Source organism: Wenzhouxiangella marina, from assembly GCF_001187785.1.
GTDB classification, from domain to species: Bacteria; Pseudomonadota; Gammaproteobacteria; order Xanthomonadales; family Wenzhouxiangellaceae; genus Wenzhouxiangella; species Wenzhouxiangella marina.
In genome coordinates, this window is sequence record NZ_CP012154.1 from 3173230 (window position 1) to 3190530 (window position 17301).

The 17301-nt window shown below is 63.8% G+C and carries 15 protein-coding genes; 8 read left to right on the top strand and 7 right to left on the bottom strand.

Features of this window, described 5'->3' with window-relative positions; genetic code table 11:
* The first annotated feature begins 60 nt into the window (after positions 1-60).
* A complete protein-coding gene (locus WM2015_RS13415; RefSeq protein WP_169751185.1) occupies positions 61-807 on the top strand; it encodes a DUF2268 domain-containing putative Zn-dependent protease in 747 nt (248 codons plus the stop codon).
* A gap of 77 nt (positions 808-884) precedes the next feature.
* Here the strand turns inward: WM2015_RS13415 and WM2015_RS13420 are convergent, their stop codons facing one another.
* A complete protein-coding gene (locus tag WM2015_RS13420; RefSeq protein ID WP_049726527.1) occupies positions 885-2306 on the bottom strand; it encodes an amidohydrolase family protein in 1422 nt (473 codons plus the stop codon).
* A gap of 146 nt (positions 2307-2452) precedes the next feature.
* On the opposite strand from WM2015_RS13420, the gene WM2015_RS13425 reads away from it, so the two are divergent.
* Positions 2453-2953: an RNA polymerase sigma factor gene (locus tag WM2015_RS13425; RefSeq protein ID WP_049726528.1), complete on the top strand. Its 501-nt coding sequence runs from the start codon at positions 2453-2455 to the stop codon at positions 2951-2953.
* Positions 2940-3500 carry a hypothetical protein gene (locus tag WM2015_RS13430; RefSeq protein WP_049726529.1) on the top strand — a complete coding sequence of 187 codons (561 nt, stop codon included), beginning with the start codon at positions 2940-2942 and terminating at the stop codon, positions 3498-3500. The genes WM2015_RS13425 and WM2015_RS13430 overlap by 14 nt, the downstream gene beginning before the upstream one ends.
* Before the next feature lie 499 nt (positions 3501-3999).
* On the opposite strand, the gene WM2015_RS15935 is transcribed toward WM2015_RS13430, so the two are convergent.
* From WM2015_RS15935 to WM2015_RS13445, 3 genes are all read right to left on the bottom strand, one after another.
* Positions 4000-4449: a hypothetical protein gene (locus WM2015_RS15935; RefSeq protein WP_156201198.1), complete on the bottom strand. Its 450-nt coding sequence runs from the start codon at positions 4447-4449 to the stop codon at positions 4000-4002.
* 22 nt (positions 4450-4471) lie between these two features.
* Positions 4472-5923 (bottom strand): phospholipase effector Tle1 domain-containing protein, encoded by a 1452-nt coding sequence (locus tag WM2015_RS13440; protein ID WP_049726531.1) that lies wholly within the window; start codon positions 5921-5923, stop codon positions 4472-4474.
* A gap of 202 nt (positions 5924-6125) precedes the next feature.
* The gene (locus WM2015_RS13445) at positions 6126-6377 is read right to left on the bottom strand and encodes a GlsB/YeaQ/YmgE family stress response membrane protein (protein WP_049726532.1); all 252 of its coding nucleotides are present in this window, start codon (positions 6375-6377) and stop codon (positions 6126-6128) included.
* Positions 6378-6486: 109 nt separating this feature from the next.
* On the opposite strand from WM2015_RS13445, the gene WM2015_RS13450 reads away from it, so the two are divergent.
* A complete protein-coding gene (locus WM2015_RS13450; RefSeq protein WP_049726533.1) occupies positions 6487-7140 on the top strand; it encodes a DNA-3-methyladenine glycosylase family protein in 654 nt (217 codons plus the stop codon).
* Between the two features lie 52 nt (positions 7141-7192).
* Here the strand turns inward: WM2015_RS13450 and WM2015_RS13455 are convergent, their stop codons facing one another.
* From WM2015_RS13455 to WM2015_RS13465, 3 genes are all read right to left on the bottom strand, one after another.
* Complete coding sequence (locus WM2015_RS13455; RefSeq protein ID WP_082169752.1) at positions 7193-7540, bottom strand: DUF6122 family protein; 348 nt, start codon at positions 7538-7540, stop codon at positions 7193-7195.
* A 47-nt stretch (positions 7541-7587) separates the two neighbouring features.
* Positions 7588-8832, bottom strand: a complete 1245-nt coding sequence (locus WM2015_RS13460; RefSeq protein WP_082169753.1) for a hydroxymethylglutaryl-CoA synthase — start codon at positions 8830-8832, stop codon at positions 7588-7590.
* Between the two features lie 120 nt (positions 8833-8952).
* Positions 8953-9222: an MbtH family protein gene (locus WM2015_RS13465; RefSeq protein WP_245609776.1), complete on the bottom strand. Its 270-nt coding sequence runs from the start codon at positions 9220-9222 to the stop codon at positions 8953-8955.
* A 528-nt stretch (positions 9223-9750) separates the two neighbouring features.
* Here WM2015_RS13465 and WM2015_RS13470 point away from each other — a divergent pair.
* The 4 genes from WM2015_RS13470 (at position 9751) to WM2015_RS13485 (ending at position 17258) form a co-directional block, all read left to right on the top strand.
* Positions 9751-12060, top strand: coding sequence for a tetratricopeptide repeat protein (locus WM2015_RS13470; RefSeq protein ID WP_049726534.1), 2310 nt, complete (start codon positions 9751-9753; stop codon positions 12058-12060).
* A 438-nt stretch (positions 12061-12498) separates the two neighbouring features.
* Positions 12499-13224 (top strand): hypothetical protein, encoded by a 726-nt coding sequence (locus WM2015_RS13475; RefSeq protein ID WP_049726535.1) that lies wholly within the window; start codon positions 12499-12501, stop codon positions 13222-13224.
* 28 nt (positions 13225-13252) lie between these two features.
* Positions 13253-14773, top strand: coding sequence for a tail fiber domain-containing protein (locus WM2015_RS13480; RefSeq protein ID WP_082169754.1), 1521 nt, complete (start codon positions 13253-13255; stop codon positions 14771-14773).
* A gap of 325 nt (positions 14774-15098) precedes the next feature.
* Complete coding sequence (locus WM2015_RS13485; RefSeq protein WP_082169755.1) at positions 15099-17258, top strand: TonB-dependent receptor; 2160 nt, start codon at positions 15099-15101, stop codon at positions 17256-17258.
* Positions 17259-17301: the final 43 nt, after the last annotated feature.

The window sequence follows — 17301 nt, forward strand, 5'->3', positions numbered from 1 at the left end:
CTGGACACACACTCCATTCAGACGACAAAGTCAAGGGGATGACCTATGCGAAGCTCGACCATGGGAACCAGACTGACGATCGCTTCGGTGCTCCTGTTCAGCACCCAAGCCCTCCTGGCCATGCAGGCATCGGACCCGGTCCTCACCGAGTTCCAGTCGGCCGAGGGCTTCGAATTCAGCGCCGAGGCAATGGCGCGCATCGATGAGATTCTGGACCGCACGCATGCAAGAGTTGCCGAGGATTTCCCCGCCCTGACCGCACCGGTCTCGGTCACCGTGGTGCCGGTGGACCGGCCAGCCCTGAACGCCCTCGGCGGCGTGACCGGCCGCGCCGACCGGCCCGATCAGCTGCTGATCGAAATCTCCTGGACCTATCCCGAGGGCGTGATCGCGGCCGTCGAGGGCGAGCTGGCCAGCACCTTTGCCCATGAACTGCACCACACGGTGCGCGGCTGGGTGATGGAAGGCAACCATTACGGCTACGGAATCCAGATCGCCGCCATCAACGAAGGCCTGGCCACCGTCTATGCCGAAGAACTGTTCGGCCGGACCAAGGCCGCCGATCAGCCACCGGCCGAGGTGGCCGACTGGGCCGAGGAAGTGCTGGCCCTGCCGCGTGCGTCCGACTACGGCCAGTGGATGTTCAGCCACCCTGACGGCCGCGAAGCGATCGGCTACCGTACCGGCCGCTGGGCGGTTCGGCAGGCCATGGCGCGCTCCGGCCTGGACATCGTGGCCCTGACCGAACGCACGCCCGACGCGATCTGGCGCCTGGCCGGCTTCGACTGGGACCGCCAGCTGCGCTGAGCCGCCCCGGCCAGCCCGGCTCCGAGCCACGGCGGGTGATCAAGCGCCCCGCCGCGGTTCGGACCAGGGCAGCGTCTTCAGTCGAGAAACTCCCGTGCCGCTGCCAGCAGCGCGTCGCGCGTGTAGTAGCGACCATCGACGATCACGGCCGACGCGGCTTTCAGCGCCTCGAAGGACGCCACGGGGTCGGCATCGAGGAAGGCCACGTCGGCTTCGAAGCCCGGCGCGATCCGACCGACCCGGTCCAGGCCCATGGTCTCAGCCGCGCGATGGGTGGCCAGGGCGAGCACGTCCCAGGCCGGGATGCCGGCATTCCGATGCAGCTGCATCTCCTTGGCCATCAGCGGCCCCGAGCCATTGCCATCGGTGCCGATCATCAGCGGAATGCCGGCCTCGAACAGTCGACGCGCGAACTCGCGCACCTTGGCCAGGGCCTCGCGGGCCATCTCGAAGTCCTCCGCCTGCCAGAGCGACGCGCCCATGCTCATCAACTGCTCCGTTGCCGCCCAGTTGTCCGGATGCATCGTGGCGAGGTCCGTTTCATCGACCACCGTGGCAAGGGCATCGGCCCGGGCGATCATTTCGTTGACCAGCAGGGTCAGGTTCAGCGCGGTCTGGCGCTCGGCCAGGATGGCGAAGAGCGCCTGCATCTCCGGCGAGTCGAAATCGACGCGGCGGAACCAGTCGGCCAGGTAGACGCTGCCGCGCGGACGCATGGCCTCGAAGGCAGCACGATCCGCCTCCGGCAGCAGATCGGCGCTGGTCGGCAAGGCATGTTCCAGACCGTCGATGCCGGCGTCCAGTGCCGTCGTCCAGCTGACCTGGTCCAAATGGGCGATGGCCTGCAGGCCATGGGCATGGGCGGCCTCGATGCCGGTGCGGAGCTCCTCCTCGCTCAGGCCCACGTAGAGCTTGAAGTAGCGCATGCCCGCCTCGGCCTGGCGTCGGGCTTCGGCGAACCAGGCCTCGCGCGAGTCCGGATGCGCGAAGGCGCTGCCGCCGAAGGGTGAGGGCTGGATGACCCGTCCCGCGTGCAGGGCCGTCGGCCCGGTCCACTCACCGCTGGCGATGTGTTCGTCATAGTGCGCATTGGCCTCCGTGTCGCCGCCGGGGTTGCGGACCGTGGTCACGCCATGGGCCAGGGCCGAGAGGGCGTTGAAGCGGGTGATCTCGTCCACGCTCTCGATGGTGAGGGTCGGCCGACCATCGATCACCTCCAGGCGATGCGGCCCAGCGGTGATGTGCGCGTGCGCATCGATCAGGCCGGGCATGGCGTAGCGCCCGCCCATGTCGCGCGCTTCGGCCTCGAAGCCTGCAGGCAGCGCGCCCTCGCCGAGCGATTGAATGATGCCGTCCTCGACGAGCATCCAGCTGTCCTCGACGATCGCCTGCTCGATTACATCGACGCGGGAAAAGTTGTGATAGAGCACGGCCTCGGCCAGACTGTTCGAGGCGAAAACGGCGACGCCGAGAGCGGTGGCAGTGCGGGTGAATTTCATGGAGCGTCTCCTTGAGCTCGAGTCCTGCCCCGCTAGTGCTGCCACAAGAAATTTCCTGTCGAAACGACAGAAAACAGTTTCCGCCGCGACTGTCCACTGACGAACACCGAAGAACCCATCCTCCCGGCCGCCCTATCTACCCGACCATGACATTCGAGCAGATCATCGAAGACCACGGCGACATGGTCTGGCGCATCGCCCTGGCGCAGGAACGCAACCGCGCCGTGGCCGAGGAGCTGTATCAGGAGATCTGCTTCGCCCTGTGGTCGGCGCGCGAGCGGATCGAAGGTGCAGACCACCCCAGGGCCTATGTGGCCCGGATTGCCATGAACCAGGCCGTCTCCCACGTCCGGCGCGAAGTGCAGACCCCCGACATCGTCGAGGCCCGAGACGATGCCGACCCGTCCGCCGGCCCGGAAGACAATCTCAACCGCCTGCACCGCCAGCAACTGCTGCTGGCCGCCGTCCGCCAGCTCCCCCTGAACTGGCGGCAGCCCGTGACCCTGACCCTGGAAGGCTTCAAGCCCGCCGAGATCGCCTACGTCATGGGCACCAGCGCCAACACCGTCTCCCTACGATTGAGTCGCGCCCGCAAGGCGCTGAAGGACTTGATGCAAGGCCAAGGACACGACCATGAAACCCAGTGACGAATTCGACGCCCTCGGCGAACTCTGGCAATCGCTCAACGATGGTTCCGCGCGCCAACGCCCGCCCCCCGACCTCGCCCGCCGCCGTCGGACCCAGCGCCTGATCCTGGCGTCGGAACTCGCGGTGGCCTCCGCCGGCCTGCTCGTCGGCCTGGCCCTGATCCTCGGCGGCCAGATCGCCATCGGCCTCGCCGCCCTGCTCTATTCCCTGTTCGGCGCCGCGATCGGCTGGAAGACTCGCTCCATGAACATCGACGCCCTCGAGCGCAGCACCCGCGACTGCCTCGACGCACAGAAGGCCACCCTGAAAGCCCGCCGCAACCACCACGCCGGCGGCACGTCGATGCTGATCGCCGCCCTGAGCTTCTACTCCCTCGTCCAGTCGCAGGCCGGAAGCCCATGGAACTGGATGGATACGGTGCTGGTGGGCGCCCTGATCGCCGGAGCACTGTTCTTCCTGGTCAGGACCATCCGATCCATACAGGACCTGAGACGCCTGGAAGCGCAGGCTCGTTCGTTGAAGGATGAAGAGCCCGGCGCGCGCTGATGGCCAAGGCCGCAGAAATCGGGCTGCAGCATAGGCAATGAAGCCGTTGCGGTATTCGGAGCATGCGGAAGAAGCGACTGCGAAATGCTGCAATGCGTGGGTGAAGGGCATCAGCAGCGAGCGAGCCCGGATTCTGATGCGGCAGCAGACGGAGTAGGCGAATCTCCCTTGCATCCATCAGGCCAGCGTATGCTGGCTGCTCGTCGTGCTCATATCATGGAAAATCCGGGCCAACACCCTACCCTTAGGTATTTGCAGCGACCGAAACCCTAGAGGAGCAATCATGCCGAGAAACTCAACAAACCCCAGGAACCAGCTTGACTACGGGGAGGCGTCCATATATGTCCTTTGTTGTTCGTTGGCGATTCGAAGCGACCAAAACCCTCCCAATTCCTTGTCTACTGAGGACCGATCGGCCGAGTCGCTTCGAGGAAGGAAGTCGTGGATGTCCTGCTCTTGACGCTGCTCTTGTGTTGTCCTGCTCTTGTGTTCCGAATACTCATCCTTGCTTGCTCTTGTATCGATATGAAGCTCTTCGATCAACGTGTTTGTAGGCCCTTGAATGAACCTGCACCGCTCCAGCATCAAATTGGACTACGAGCTGAAGAGTCTCGCCAGGTTCAAGATCCAGTGGCGGCGGCACAACCAACGTATGGGTGTCGAATCGCGCCTGTTCAATTCGACTTTTCCATCGAACATGAATTTCGTCCGGCCAATCACCCTGAAATAGACCATAAACCTTTAGACCTCTCTCAGAATCACGAGGATAAAGATCCCCAAACTCAAACTCCGGAAAGCCAGCGAAAGAAACCCTTACGTCGAACACTGGGTCCCCTGACCTCTGCATCGCAACGACATCAAAGGCACGTGAAGGGCTTTGACTACAACAGCAGAGCAATGAACTCATACTCACTAACAGGAAGAACCGCCAGCCGATAACTTTCTCCATCAATGTACTCCCAAAGCTCAAACTAAGGCTCTGCACCCTCATCTTCGTGAATAAAAAGAGGGTCAATGCGTTCTGCCGACTCGACGGCCTTCTGTAGCATTTCAAATGCCGTGAACTCGACTGGTTCTCCCGAAGCACCACCAAAATAAATACTCCGGCTGATTCTCCCCAAAAACCTGTCAACGGGGAATCTCGAGTCATGTGCAGCATCGATCAGTTCGAAAAACTTTTCATGCATCCCCTCAATAGCATCTCCTACCGAGGGATCTTGGGCCAGCGGCACCCCGAGGGCCAACGCTTCCCGATACATATAGGAAAGTGAATAAGTAGCTAACGGATTCCCACCATCACTAATCCCATACCCACCACCAACGTTACTATGTGCTCCTAGAAAAAATTCCTCTTGTACGTTGCTAGGAAGAGGACAACCGTCACACGAGCGAAGCGAAATCAAGTCGAATGTATTTCTATATTCTTGCGCAGAAGCAGCCTGCCGCACCTGACCTCCAACCTGCGACCACCTTACTCGTAGACGATCTGTCGGCGCATTCGGAAGGAAAATATGCAGCTTATCGAAAAGTGTATCCGGGGTTGTTGCAAGTCCTCTAGCGGCGACGGTGTCAAACAATCCAACAAACCGGATATTAGCTTCAACGTTTTCAGTCCACTCGACCGTCTCCCAACGGTGCCGGTCTGTGTATATTTGCTGCCGCCTAGTTACAGGTATACCTTCAAGAGATAATTTTTGAACCAGCGCCATTGACACAGCGGCTCCCCTGCTAAACCCGAAAATGTCAATCCGCCGGTCTTCCTCGGTTGAATCGGGATCGTTGTAAATCTCAACAATCCGCTGATACGCCCAATCGACACGTTCTTCGAGACCACAGCCGGTCATTCTGCAAAGCCACTCCCCATCCTCGGTTCCAATCCCACTACGATACAAAGCCACCCCCTGATACAGCTTTCTCAACTTGCCCACATTGGTTATCGCTCTATCATTGATGGTCAAGGGATAAAAAGCATCCTGATCAGTTCCATCATTGAATATCCCAACCCGCCCATCCGGATCCACATAAACCCCCGGATTCGCATACGCATACAAATACCGATGCCGGCTCATCGGCATCTTCGGCTCGCCCCACAGCGGGTCTTCGCTGATGAATCGCCCGGTGGCCGAGTTGTACCAGCGCTGCTGGGCGTAATAGAGGTCCGGGGCGCCGTCGGGGCCGCGCTGGTGGCCGGTAAACCCGAAGCGCGGGGTGTCCGGGGAGGTTTCTTCTTCGACCTGGCCGTATTCGTCGTAGCGGGTGACCGAGTAGGTGCTGCCGGCTTCGGTCAGGCGCTTCACCGGGGTGCGCAGGGCATCGGTCAGCCAGGTGCGGGTGTCGATGCCCTGGGTTTCGGCCAGCAGGCGATCGGGGCCGTGGTCATAGCGGACCAGCAGGTTGCCGAGCACGTTGGTCTCGAAGGCCATGCGCTCGCCATCCCAGCGGAAGCGGCGCGCCTCGGTGGCCGTGGTCTCGCTGATGCGGAAGCCGGCGTCATCGTAGCTCCACTCGGCCTCCGGCGGGCTGCCCTGGACATTCAGGCTGAGCAGGCGATCGCGCTAGGTGTTTGCCCAAGGCCATCGCAAAGAGGGCCCATCACTGAGCCCTCAGTTCAAACCCGATAATCGGTCAACGCTTCCCGCGTATCAGTCCGATCAACAGTAGCAGGATGACCGCACCGACCACAGCGGTGATGATGGCGTTGATGAGGCCGGAGCCGATGGCCACGCCGAGCTGGCCGAAGACCCAGCCGCCGATGACGGCGCCGATGATGCCGACGACGATGTTGATGAGAATGCCCTGACCGCCGCCCTTGACGATCAGCCCTGCGAGCCAGCCGGCGATGCCGCCGACGATCAACCAGATCAGAATGCCTTCCATGGTGTTGCTCCCTCGGTGTGGGTCCGTTGCCATCCGCTGCAATCGCGGAGACGCCTTGCTCCACCGTAGTCGCTGAGGGGCTCGATTGCAATTTCAGTAAGATGATCGAATGCGCACCCGCGAAACCGCCCAGGATTTCCAGTTGACCCGAGCCCACCTCGAGTCGGCCTTGGACGAAATCGCCCGACGGGACCCCCATATTGCGAAGGCCCTGGAGGCTGTCGGCTACCCCGAGGAGCGCCGACGCGGCGGGCCGAGCTTCGAGCATTTCCTCCGGATCATCGTCGGCCAGCAGCTGTCGGTCAAAGCCGCGGCGACGATCTTCGGTCGCGTCGAGACGGCCCTCGACGGCGATTTCCAGCCCGAGCGCATCCTTGCGATGAACGATGAGGAACTGCGCGCTATGGGCCTGTCGCGACAGAAGATCGGCTATGCCCGCAGCCTCTCCGAAGCGGTGCTCGACGGCCAGCTGAACCCCGCCGAACTCGCGTCCCTGCCGGACGAGGAGATCGTCGAGCGGATCACTCGGGTCAAGGGCTTCGGACGTTGGAGCGCGGAGATGTTCCTGCTCTTCTCGCTCGGCCGCCCCGATGTCTGGCCGGCCGACGATCTCGCGATCCAGGCCGGCCTGCACCGGCTCAAAGGCCTGCCCGAACGCCCGAATCGCAAGGAGACCGATGCACTCGGCGAGGCCTGGCGACCCTATCGGGGCGCCGTGGCCGTGTTCATCTGGCACTACTACTCGAACGCGCCTCTGCCCTGAGCGTTCCGATTGCCGCGCGGGCAGTCGATGATCGGTTGGAGTTCGCCCGAACTCAGACCAGACAATCGATCCAGTCCAGAGCCATGTGGATCAGCAGGCCAGCGCCCACGAGATGCAGGGTTCGAGCCGACCCGGACATGGGCTTACGCCCCGCCGACAGGCGGGCGTGTAGAAAGGGCAGCAGGAACAACAGGCCATAGATCACGATCGCCGGCCAGGTATGCAGCGGGTGGAAACCGATCGAGCAGCGGTCGGGATCGTAGATCGGGTCGGCGAGCAGATGATCGACATCGACCAGCATGGTCGCGATCAGCACCAGGAAGGCCTGGCGCCAGCGCGGCCGGTAGAAAGCCAGCGCCAAGAGCAGCGGGACGATGAAATGAAGGGCGATATGCAGCATGGGTCGGTCGGGGAGCTCGTCCGTGGCGATGCCCGAGGCGGGCCGCCTTACTTCGTGTAGCGCCGCCGATGGTCCGCGGTGCCGACGTAGTGCAATCCGCCGGTCAATCCCCAGCGTGCTGGATCGATCCGCTCACCGTCGTTTCGATCGGACTCTTCACAGGCTCTGAAAATTTCCTCGTATTCCTCGACATTCAGGCGCCGGCGAGCGGCGAGTTGTCCACCTGGGTCGATGGCCCGATGGAAACGAGCCGCGCCTTCGCTGACCCGGGCAATGGACAGAGCCGCGCCGCAGCCGCTGCCATAGGAGAACAGGCTGATCGGTCGGCCCTCGCGCTCGCTCGTGGCCTGGCGCAGGTAGTCGATCAGGCACAGGAACAGGGAACCGGTGTAGATGTTGCCCACATCGGCATTGAGTGACAACCAGGGCTCGACGCGCTGGCGATAGCTGTCCTCGACTCGCGCCCCATCCTCCGAGTCGCGTTCGATCGCTCGCCCCAGCTCGGTCTCCCAATGCCGGTGGTGCGCCTTCTTCGCCATCCGCGTGAACGGCACGTGGTAGAAGCAGGCATCCAGGACCGACAGGGCAAAGGCCTCGTGGCTTCCGCCGGCCTTGCCGACGGCATCGTGCCAGCAGCTTTCGAGTGCGTCCAGGTAGCAGTCGATGGAGTAATGCCCGTCCGCGAAAGCGTACTTCGAATACAGGGGACGCCAGAAGTCCATCACCTGACGCGTGTAGTCGCCCTCGATCTCGGGGTCGAAGGTGATCAATCTCGGATCGGGCGAGACCACCATGGCCACCGCGCCGGCACCCTGGGTCGGTTCGCCGGGCGTGCCGAGGCCATAGCGGGCAATGTCCGAGGCGATGATGAGGGCCTTGCGGCCTCGTGCCCGGCCCGCCTGGATCCAGTCGGCCGCCGAAGTCAGGCCGGCCATCGCGCCGTAGCAGGCGTGTTTGGTCTCGAAGGTGCGGCAACTCGTCGGCAGGCCCAGCAGTTCATGCACATAGACCGCCACCGGCTTGGAATGATCGACGCCGGTTTCCGTGCCGACGATCAGGGTGCCGATCTCGTCCGGGTCGATATCAAACGCCTGCAAGGCCCGGCGCCCGGCCTGGGCGGCCATCGTGACCGTGTCCTCGCAGGGGGTGACCACCGCCATCTGCCGCTGACCGATGCCCTGGGTGAACTTCGCTGGCGCCACGCCACGGGCCTCGGCCAGGTCTTCCATGTCGACGTAGCATTCGGGGCCATGAAAGGCCATGGCATCGATGCCAACGGAGGTGGGTCGCATTGAAACTCTCGGGTCAGGGTAGCGGGCGAACGGGACCGATCACTGTCCCTCGGCTCAGATTAGCACCGAGCAGGGTCAAGGGCCATGGCCCCGACCCGGCCCGCGGGCTTCGTGGCCGATTCAGCCTCCGCCGGGTCGCCGCTGGGAAAGGGGGCGCATGTCGGTCCAGACCCGCTCGATGTAGTTCAGACAGTCCTGCTTGACGCCCGAGAACCCGGCGTCTCTCCAGCCGGCAGGATTCTCTCGGTCGGCGGGCCAGATGCTGTACTGCTCCTCGTGATTGATGATCACCTTGTAGATCTGGTTCGCGTCCTGGTCTTCCCAATTGGCCTGAAGCGAACCGGCGACGAGCGCCAGCAGCATGAAGACCAGAACCATCGACTTCTGCATGAGAGATTCCCCGCAAGTAGGTATGGAACGCAGCATGCCATAGAGCGAGAGGCCAGTCCTGAACCGGAAATGAACGGCAACGATCGAGCTCGAGCCACTAGGGAGCCTCTGAATAATCATGCTCGGGCGCGACAGGTCTTTGCGGGAGTCTCCGGCTTGGCTTGGGTGAGCGCCGTTTCGTGCCAGGTGCGGTTTGCCGAAGGCAAGAAGCGCCTGGTGACGAAACGATCAGCGCGTGCGGTTTGGTCATTCCAAATAAGCGAGCCCAAACGAGGCGGAGGCCCCGCAAAGGCCCGTCCCGTATGGGTTTCGCCGGAAAAGCCGCATCTCGCGCGTCGCGCCACTCGGCCGTAGCGCCGTTTCGTGGCTGGCGCGGTTTGCCGAAGGCAAGAAGCGCCAGACTAAGAAACGATAAGCGCGTGACGGCTACTGTCACTCGCGTCGCACCGCACGATCTGCGGCTTTTCCGACTGAAACGCGCTCCAAGCATGATTATTCAGAGGCTCCCTAGCGGATACCTTATGATGAATGCCGCGTTTGTTTCCGGGCTTGAACATGGCGCAGCTTCGCCGCTACAAACTGGGGCAGATCGAGATCGATGAGCTCGCTCGGCGCATTCGCTCGGACGATAGCGAGGTCGCGGTCGAACCGAAGGTGTTCGATCTACTCGTCCATTTCGCGCATCGCCCCGGTCAGGTGCTTCGCCACCAGGAGCTGCTCGAGGCCGTCTGGGGTCGGAGCATCGCCAGCGACGCCGTGGTCTCGCAGGCCATCTTCAAGCTTCGAAAACTGCTGAGCGGAGAAGGCCGACTACCCGATGCGCTGGTCACGCTGCGGGGCGTCGGCTTCCGGCTGGATGCCGAGCCAGAAGCCCTCGAAAACCCGCTCGATGCGCAGACCGACGATCGATCGACGCGATTCCTCGACTGGCGGATCGCCCTCCCCCTGGCGCTGCTGATCGCCAGTGTGCTGGTCTGGTGGCAGACCTGGCAGCTGGCCGAGCAAGCCCCTCCGCGAATCGCCCTCCTGGACATCGAGAATGCCACCGGCGACAACGGTCTCGACTGGGTCGAGGCCGGCGCCACGGCCATGCTCAGCGAGCAACTGACCCGGCGCGGCATCGAAGTGGTCTCGGCCAGGGAACTGGCTCGCCTCGAGTCCGCCCGCCAGGGAGCCTCGACCCCTGTCGCTGCCGCCGCGACGGCGGGCGCCTCGCAGGTCTTCGCACCGCGCCTGGTTCGGGACGGCAGCGGCTACCGTCTCGAGCTGGCCAGCCTGGAGGACGGCCAGTCGGCCCAGCTCGAATTGACCGGCAGCGGCCCGGCCAGCCTGTCCCTGGCCATGGCCGACATGCTCGCCGAGGAACTGCGAGCGCCACTGCCGCCGCCGGCCGGCGGATTGGGCCTGAACAGTCCGTTCCTCGATGAAGCCTATGCCCGCGCCTATCACCATAGCCTGACCGGAAACCACGAGGAAGCCATCCGGCTCTACGAGGCCATCCTCGCCGAGCAACCCGAGGCCCATTGGGCCAGCTATCACCTCAGCATCGCGGTCAACCGTACCGGGGACGTCGACCGCGCCCGCGCCTTGCTGGAATCCCTGCTCGAACGCCCCCTGGCCGATGCCTGGCTGGCCGCGGCCGTTCGCTCGTCCCTGGGCAACCAGGCCTGGTACGCTGGAGACTACACCCTGGCCGAGCGCTACTATCAGCAGGCTCAGCAGCGCTTTTCCGAAAACAATCTGCTGGGCGGCGTCGCCTCCACGCTTGGCAACCTGGGCATGCTCGCGCTGTCGCAGGGCGATTTCGACTCAGGCCGCCAGAACGCGGAACGGGCGCTGGAGATCTATCGGAATCAGGGCAATTGGGTGCAGACCGCCCGCGTGCTGCACAACATCGGCTACTCCTATTTCGATCAAGGCCTGTACGAGCAGGCCCTCGAGCGACTGGACGCCGCCTACTCCATCCGCATCGAACACGGCCTCCTGGATCAGGCGGCCAATACGCGCGCGGTGATTGCCGAGATCGCCATCGAACAGGGCCGCTTCGAAGAAGGTCAACGCCTGCTCGAGCAGTCCCTGGCCGATTTCCAGGTCACGGGCAACGAGCGCCGCCGAGGGCAGACCCTGGATGATCTGGCCGACGTGGCCCTTCGACGAGGCCATTTCCATCGGGCTCGGGACTACGGCCTCGAGGCTCTGGCGCTGGCCAACGGGCGCGACGAACCGACCAGTGCAGCCAGCGCCTCGATGACCGTCGGCCGGGCGATGCACGCCCTCGGCGATTTCCTGGGCGCCGAAGAACACTATCGCCGGGCCGGGGAGAAATGGGCGCAGGTCGACAATGAAGCCGGTCAGCTGTCGAGCCTGGGCGAACGCGCTCGCCTGGCCCTGGATCGCGGGAACGATGAGCATCCTCGGGCACTGGCGCTGATCGAGGCCATGGGCGAGCGCGCGGAGCAACTGGACGATCATCGCTACCGCCTCTTTCACCGATCCCTGCGCGCCCAGTGGTCGATCGTTCAGGGTCGGGCCGACGACATCACCGACGACCTGGACATGATCCTCGGTGATGCCGGCGAACGCGATGCCCTGCGAGCGGTGCTGATCGCGGAGGTGGCCGAGCGCCTCTATCAGGCCGCGCCCAATCACGAACAGATGACCCGGATCTGGCCCGTGATGAAGGACTGGGCGCCCCGCCTGTTCCCGGCGGCCCGCCTGCTCTATCTCGCCGCTGAGTCCAGTGAAGAATGTCGCTCCGCCATCCAGGCGCTCAGGCAGTTGCGTGGCCCTGACTGGCAGCAGGATCTGGCACCTTCCCTGAACTGTCCCGTGAGCTGAGCCCGTCGTGGCGCCGATGAACTTAAGGAAAAAATAAGGCCCCGGAAAAGCAGTCCCACCTCGCCTTCCCCAGGCTCCCGAAGGACCGAAACGGTCTGATGAAAGGACAAGGGGAATCGCATGAACACTCTGCTCGATATCGGCTGCGCCGTGCTCGGCGTCATCGCCTCCGGCTTTGCCCTGGCCATCGTCTGCCCCACGGGCAAACGCCAAGGGAAGGACCGGAAGCGCCGCCGATAGCGCGCCAGAAGCCCACGTATCCAATTGATTTTGATTGCTTAAGGGAATCTTAAAGCAAACTTTAAGTTGCCAAAAAGCACGCCCTGACCCTCCGACGCAGACTGATTTACAAGCCCTGCACCGAACACCCGAGCGATGCGCTCGCCCTCGGTCCGCAGCGATTGAAACGATCAGCACATTCGATCAGGAGTTCAGGATATGCGCCTTCTCTTTCTTGTGATCGCTCTGCTCGGCACCGCCACCGTCATTGCCGGGAGTGGTCGGGCGATCGATTGGTACTCGATCGACGGCGGCGGCACCATGGATGCCAACGGCGGCAGCTGGAACCTGCAAGGCAGCTTCGGCCAGGCCGACGCCACCTCGGCCAGCGCCATGACGGGCAGCGGGCTCAGCCTGACGGGCGGATTCTGGAGCCTGAATGCCACCGCCCTGGACGATCTTTTCCGAGATCGCTTCGAAGGCCGGGCCTTCTCCTTCAGCAGCCAGCTGGCGCCGAGCTTCCGCCACCCGCGCTGCACCACCTGCCACGCGGTCGCCGCGACGGATTTTCGTCGCGTCACCGACAACCCGCCCGGCGTGCTGCCGGCCGCGCATCCTGTGGTCAGCGCCTCCACCGATTGCACGGGCTGCCACAACGCCTCCGTTCTACCGATCGAAGGCACGATCGACCCCGGCTGGCAATCCGCTCCCATCGCCTTCGATTTCCGCGATCGCAGCGATCTGGAGCTCTGCAACCTGGCCAGCCAGCCCGTCAGCGGCCACAGCCCGCTGGAGCACATGAGCGAGGACAAGCTGGTGCTCTGGGCCGTCGGCGATGGCCGCCTGCCCTTCGGCGGCACCGTGCCCACGGCTCCCCCCAACGACATCGCCCAATGGCGCGGCCTGATCCAGCAGTGGGTCGCGGCCGGCATGCCCTGTGACTAGCCCCATCCCGCACTCTGGAGATCAGCAAATGTTCAACTCAAAACGCTCTTTCGATCATCATGGCCACCGCATGCCAGGCGCGCGCCACCTCCTGGTCTGTCTGGTGGCTCTTTGCCTGGCGCTGCCGATCCAGGCCGGCCTGCCGGCCAACGAGACCCTCAACTATCAGGGACGTCTGCTCGACAACGGCGCGCCCTTCACCGGCAGCGTCGACATGAACTTCGAGATCTGGACGCAGCAGACCGGCGGCACCATGGTCTCGTCCCAATCGGTGACCGGCGTCGCCGTTGCGAACGGCCTGTTTCAGGTCGAGCTGCTGTTCGGCACCGTCCCCTGGGGCGATGGCCTGTGGCTGGAAGTGGAAGCCGATGGAATCACCTTGACGCCGCGCCAGCGCGTGGCCGCTGCACCGCTCGCCCTGCATGCGCTGAACGGGGGCGGATTCTGGGAACTGGACGGTGGCATCCTGAGCTACGACGACACGGTAGCGATCAACTCCAACGCCACGGAGGCACTGATTGTCGACGGCGGCGTGGTCGGCATTTCCGCCACCGCCGACGGCAACGCCGTCTTCGGGCAGACGGCCAACGGTATCGCGGTCCAGGGCGTGGCCACGGGGACGGCGGCACAGAATTACGGGCTCTACGGCACCTCGTTCAGTGACGCCGGTTTCGGGGTCTATGCCACCAACATCGACCCCCTTGGCACGGCGATGCGCGCCGAGGGCTTCGTCGGACTGAACGCCGAAGCCGACTCCACGGGCGTCTTCGCCCGCGGAGACGACAATGGCGTCTACGGAGAATCCCCCAATGTCGGCCTGTTCGGCGCGGCCTCCAACGCCAATGGCTACGGCGGCTATTTCGCCGGCGTGCCGGGCAGCAAGAGCTACTTCGCCCATCCGGTCGGCATCGACGTGCTCACACCCGGCGCCATGCTGGAAATCAACGGCCCCGGCGTCAACGGCAACGGTCGGGCGCTGCGAATCAGCGTCAACGACGACGAGAAGCTGATCGTCGGCGCTCTGGGCACGTCGATCTACGACCCGGTCTTTCTCGACGGCACCCTGACGATCACGACCTTCGCCACCGGTGGCGGCATCGATGTCTGTCGCACCGGCACGACGGGCACGGCCGGCCAGCTGGCGGCCTGCTCGTCGAGCGGGCGCTACAAGACCAATATCGAATCCATCGACAGCGCCACCGCCCTGATCGACCGCCTGCGCCCCGTCACCTTCGAATGGATCGAAACGGGGGAGGAAGACCTGGGCCTGGTGGCCGAGGAAGTCGCTGCCATCGAGCCCCGCCTGGCGATCTACAACGCCGACGGTCAGGTCGAAGGCGTCAAGTACCGCCAGCTCGGCGCCCTGCTGATCCGCGCCCTGCAGGAACAGCGCCAGGAGACCGAGCAGCTGCACGGGGAGGTCCGACTCCTGACCCAGCAGCTGGAACAGTCCGAGGGCCTGCTGCGCCAGAACCAGGAACTGGCGCAGCGCCTCGAACGTCTCGAAGCGGCACTGCTCGGCGAGCAGGTACTGGTCAGCCGGGACTGATCCCGGACCGGCCACCAACCCTCAAGATCGAAGAGAACGCCGCCCATTGACGCAAGCTGGGCGGCGTTCAGGCCACCGTCGACAACAAGTCCCTGGAGCGGGACTACAACACCGTCGAGGCCCTGGCCGCCCACCCCGACATCCTTCCGCTTCATCGAGTGGGTTGCCACCAAACCGGACGGAACACGGGTGGGCTTCAGGCGCTGGAACGCTTCCTGACGGGCGACCCAATTCTTTTATGGGAATTCTTCTCGTTTGTAACTGACAATCATTCTTGTTTCGTTTACAATTTCGGCCTCTGAATTCGAAGAGTGCCCGTTGACCCATGAAACGACCGACGCCGCTGTCTCTGGCAGCCCTGTCCGCCCTACTGTTCTCCCATCCGGCCATCGCCCAGGATCCGCCAACCGAGGGCGAGCAAGAACCTCAACAGTCCAGCGAAGCCGAGGCCAACGTCGACCTCGGCCTGCTCCGCGTGACCGGCAATGTGCTCTATTCCGACCAGATCAATGCCCTGAAGACCCCCACGCCGATCCGTGACGTCCCCCAGAGCCTGACGATCGTCACAGACGAGCAGATTCGCCTGCGTGGCTTCGACTCGATCGGCGACATCGTCGACTACACCCCGGGCGTCAATAACACCCAGGGCGAAGGCCACCGCGACGCCATCGTCTTCCGGGGCGTGCGCTCGACCGCCGACTTCTTCATCGACGGCATGCGCGATGACGTCCAGTACTACCGCCCGCTCTACAACCTGGAGCAGGTCGAGATCCTGCGCGGCCCCAACGCCCTGCTGTTCGGCCGTGGCGGCACCGGCGGCATTCTCAACCGCGTCACCAAGAAGGGCGTGTTCGGCGAGGACTTCACCGAGGTCCGCGGCAGCATCGACAGCTTCGGCGCCTACGGGGCCCAGCTCGACAGCAACTTCGGCGGCCATGACCGCGTGGCCTTCCGGATCAACGCCATGTACGAAAGCCTGAACAACCACCGGGACTTCTACGATGGCGAGCGCATCGGCTTCAACCCCACCGCACGCATCGAACTGTCCGACCGCAGCCTGCTGGATCTTTCCTACGAATACCTCGACCACGAGCGCTTCATCGATCGCGGCATCCCGACCGGCAGCGATGGCCGGCCCGTCGAAGCCTTCGAGGACATCGTCTTCGCCGACCCGGAGCAGAACCTGGCCACCCTCGATGCCCACCTGTTCCGCGCCGCCCTGCAGCACGAGTTCTCGGCCTACCTGAAGGGCAACCTCAGCGCCTTCTACGGTGAGTACGACAAGTACTACGGCAATGTCTACGTGTCGGGTTACGACCAGGCCAATTCGCCCGACGTGGTGACCCTGGATGGCTACATCGACGACGTCGAGCGCAAGAACCTGATCGTCTCCGGCAATCTCATCGGCCAGTTCTTCACCGGCAGCATCGAGCACACCCTGATCGCCGGCGTCGAGGTGATCGACACGTCCTCCAACCAGGACCGCTTCGACACGTTCTGGAGCACCACCCAGGACGACAACGAGATCTTCTCCATCGCGCGTCCGATCAACCTGCGCAACAACGTCGGCATCAACGCCTTCGGGCAGCCGACCGTCAACGACTACTCGGCGGTGCTGGCCGACGACACCCGGGTCGACATCGACGTGTTCTCGGCCTATCTCCAGAACGAAATCCAGCTGAACGAGAAGCTGGACCTGATCCTGGGCGCGCGCTTCGACAGCTTCGACATCGACGTCTTCAACGTGCCGGCCGACGAACGCCGCTCACGCAAGGACGAGGAAATCTCGCCGCGCGCCGGTCTGATCTTCAAGCCCTGGGAAGAGATCTCCTTCTACGCCAGCTACAGCGAATCCTTCCTGCCGCGCTCGGGCGAGCAGTACGCCAACATCAACGGCGACAACAACCAGCTCGACCCGAACACCTTCAGCAACCTGGAGGCCGGCATCAAGTGGGACTTCAACCAGGGCATGAGCTTCACCGCCGCGATCTTCGAGATCGAGCAGAGCTCACCCCAGGTGGCCGACAACGACCCCGAGACCCTCGACGTGATCGACTCCGAGATCACCGGTTTCGAGGCCCAGATCAAGGGCCAGGTCAACGATCGCTGGTACCTCTCGGCCGGCTACAGCTACCTGGACGGCGAGCAGGTCGACCGTGGCGGTGACACCGGGCTGCGTCCGCGCGAGCTGCCGGAGCACAGCTTCTCGATCTGGAACCAGCTCGCGATCACGGAGAACTTCGGCATCGGCATCGGCCTGACCTACCAGGACGAGACCTTCATCGACAACGGCAACACGGCCGTGCTGCCGAGCTACACCCGGGTGGACGCCGCGGCCTACTACCGGGTCTCGGACCAGCTCGACCTGCAGCTCAACATCGAGAACCTGACCGACGAGCTGTACTTCCCGAACGCGCACGCGACGCACCAGGCCACCGTTGGCGCGCCGCTGAACGCCCGCCTGACGGCCAACTACCGCTTCTGAGGCGCGCGGTTCACGCAGCCGGGGTCGCCCCGGCTGCGTGCAC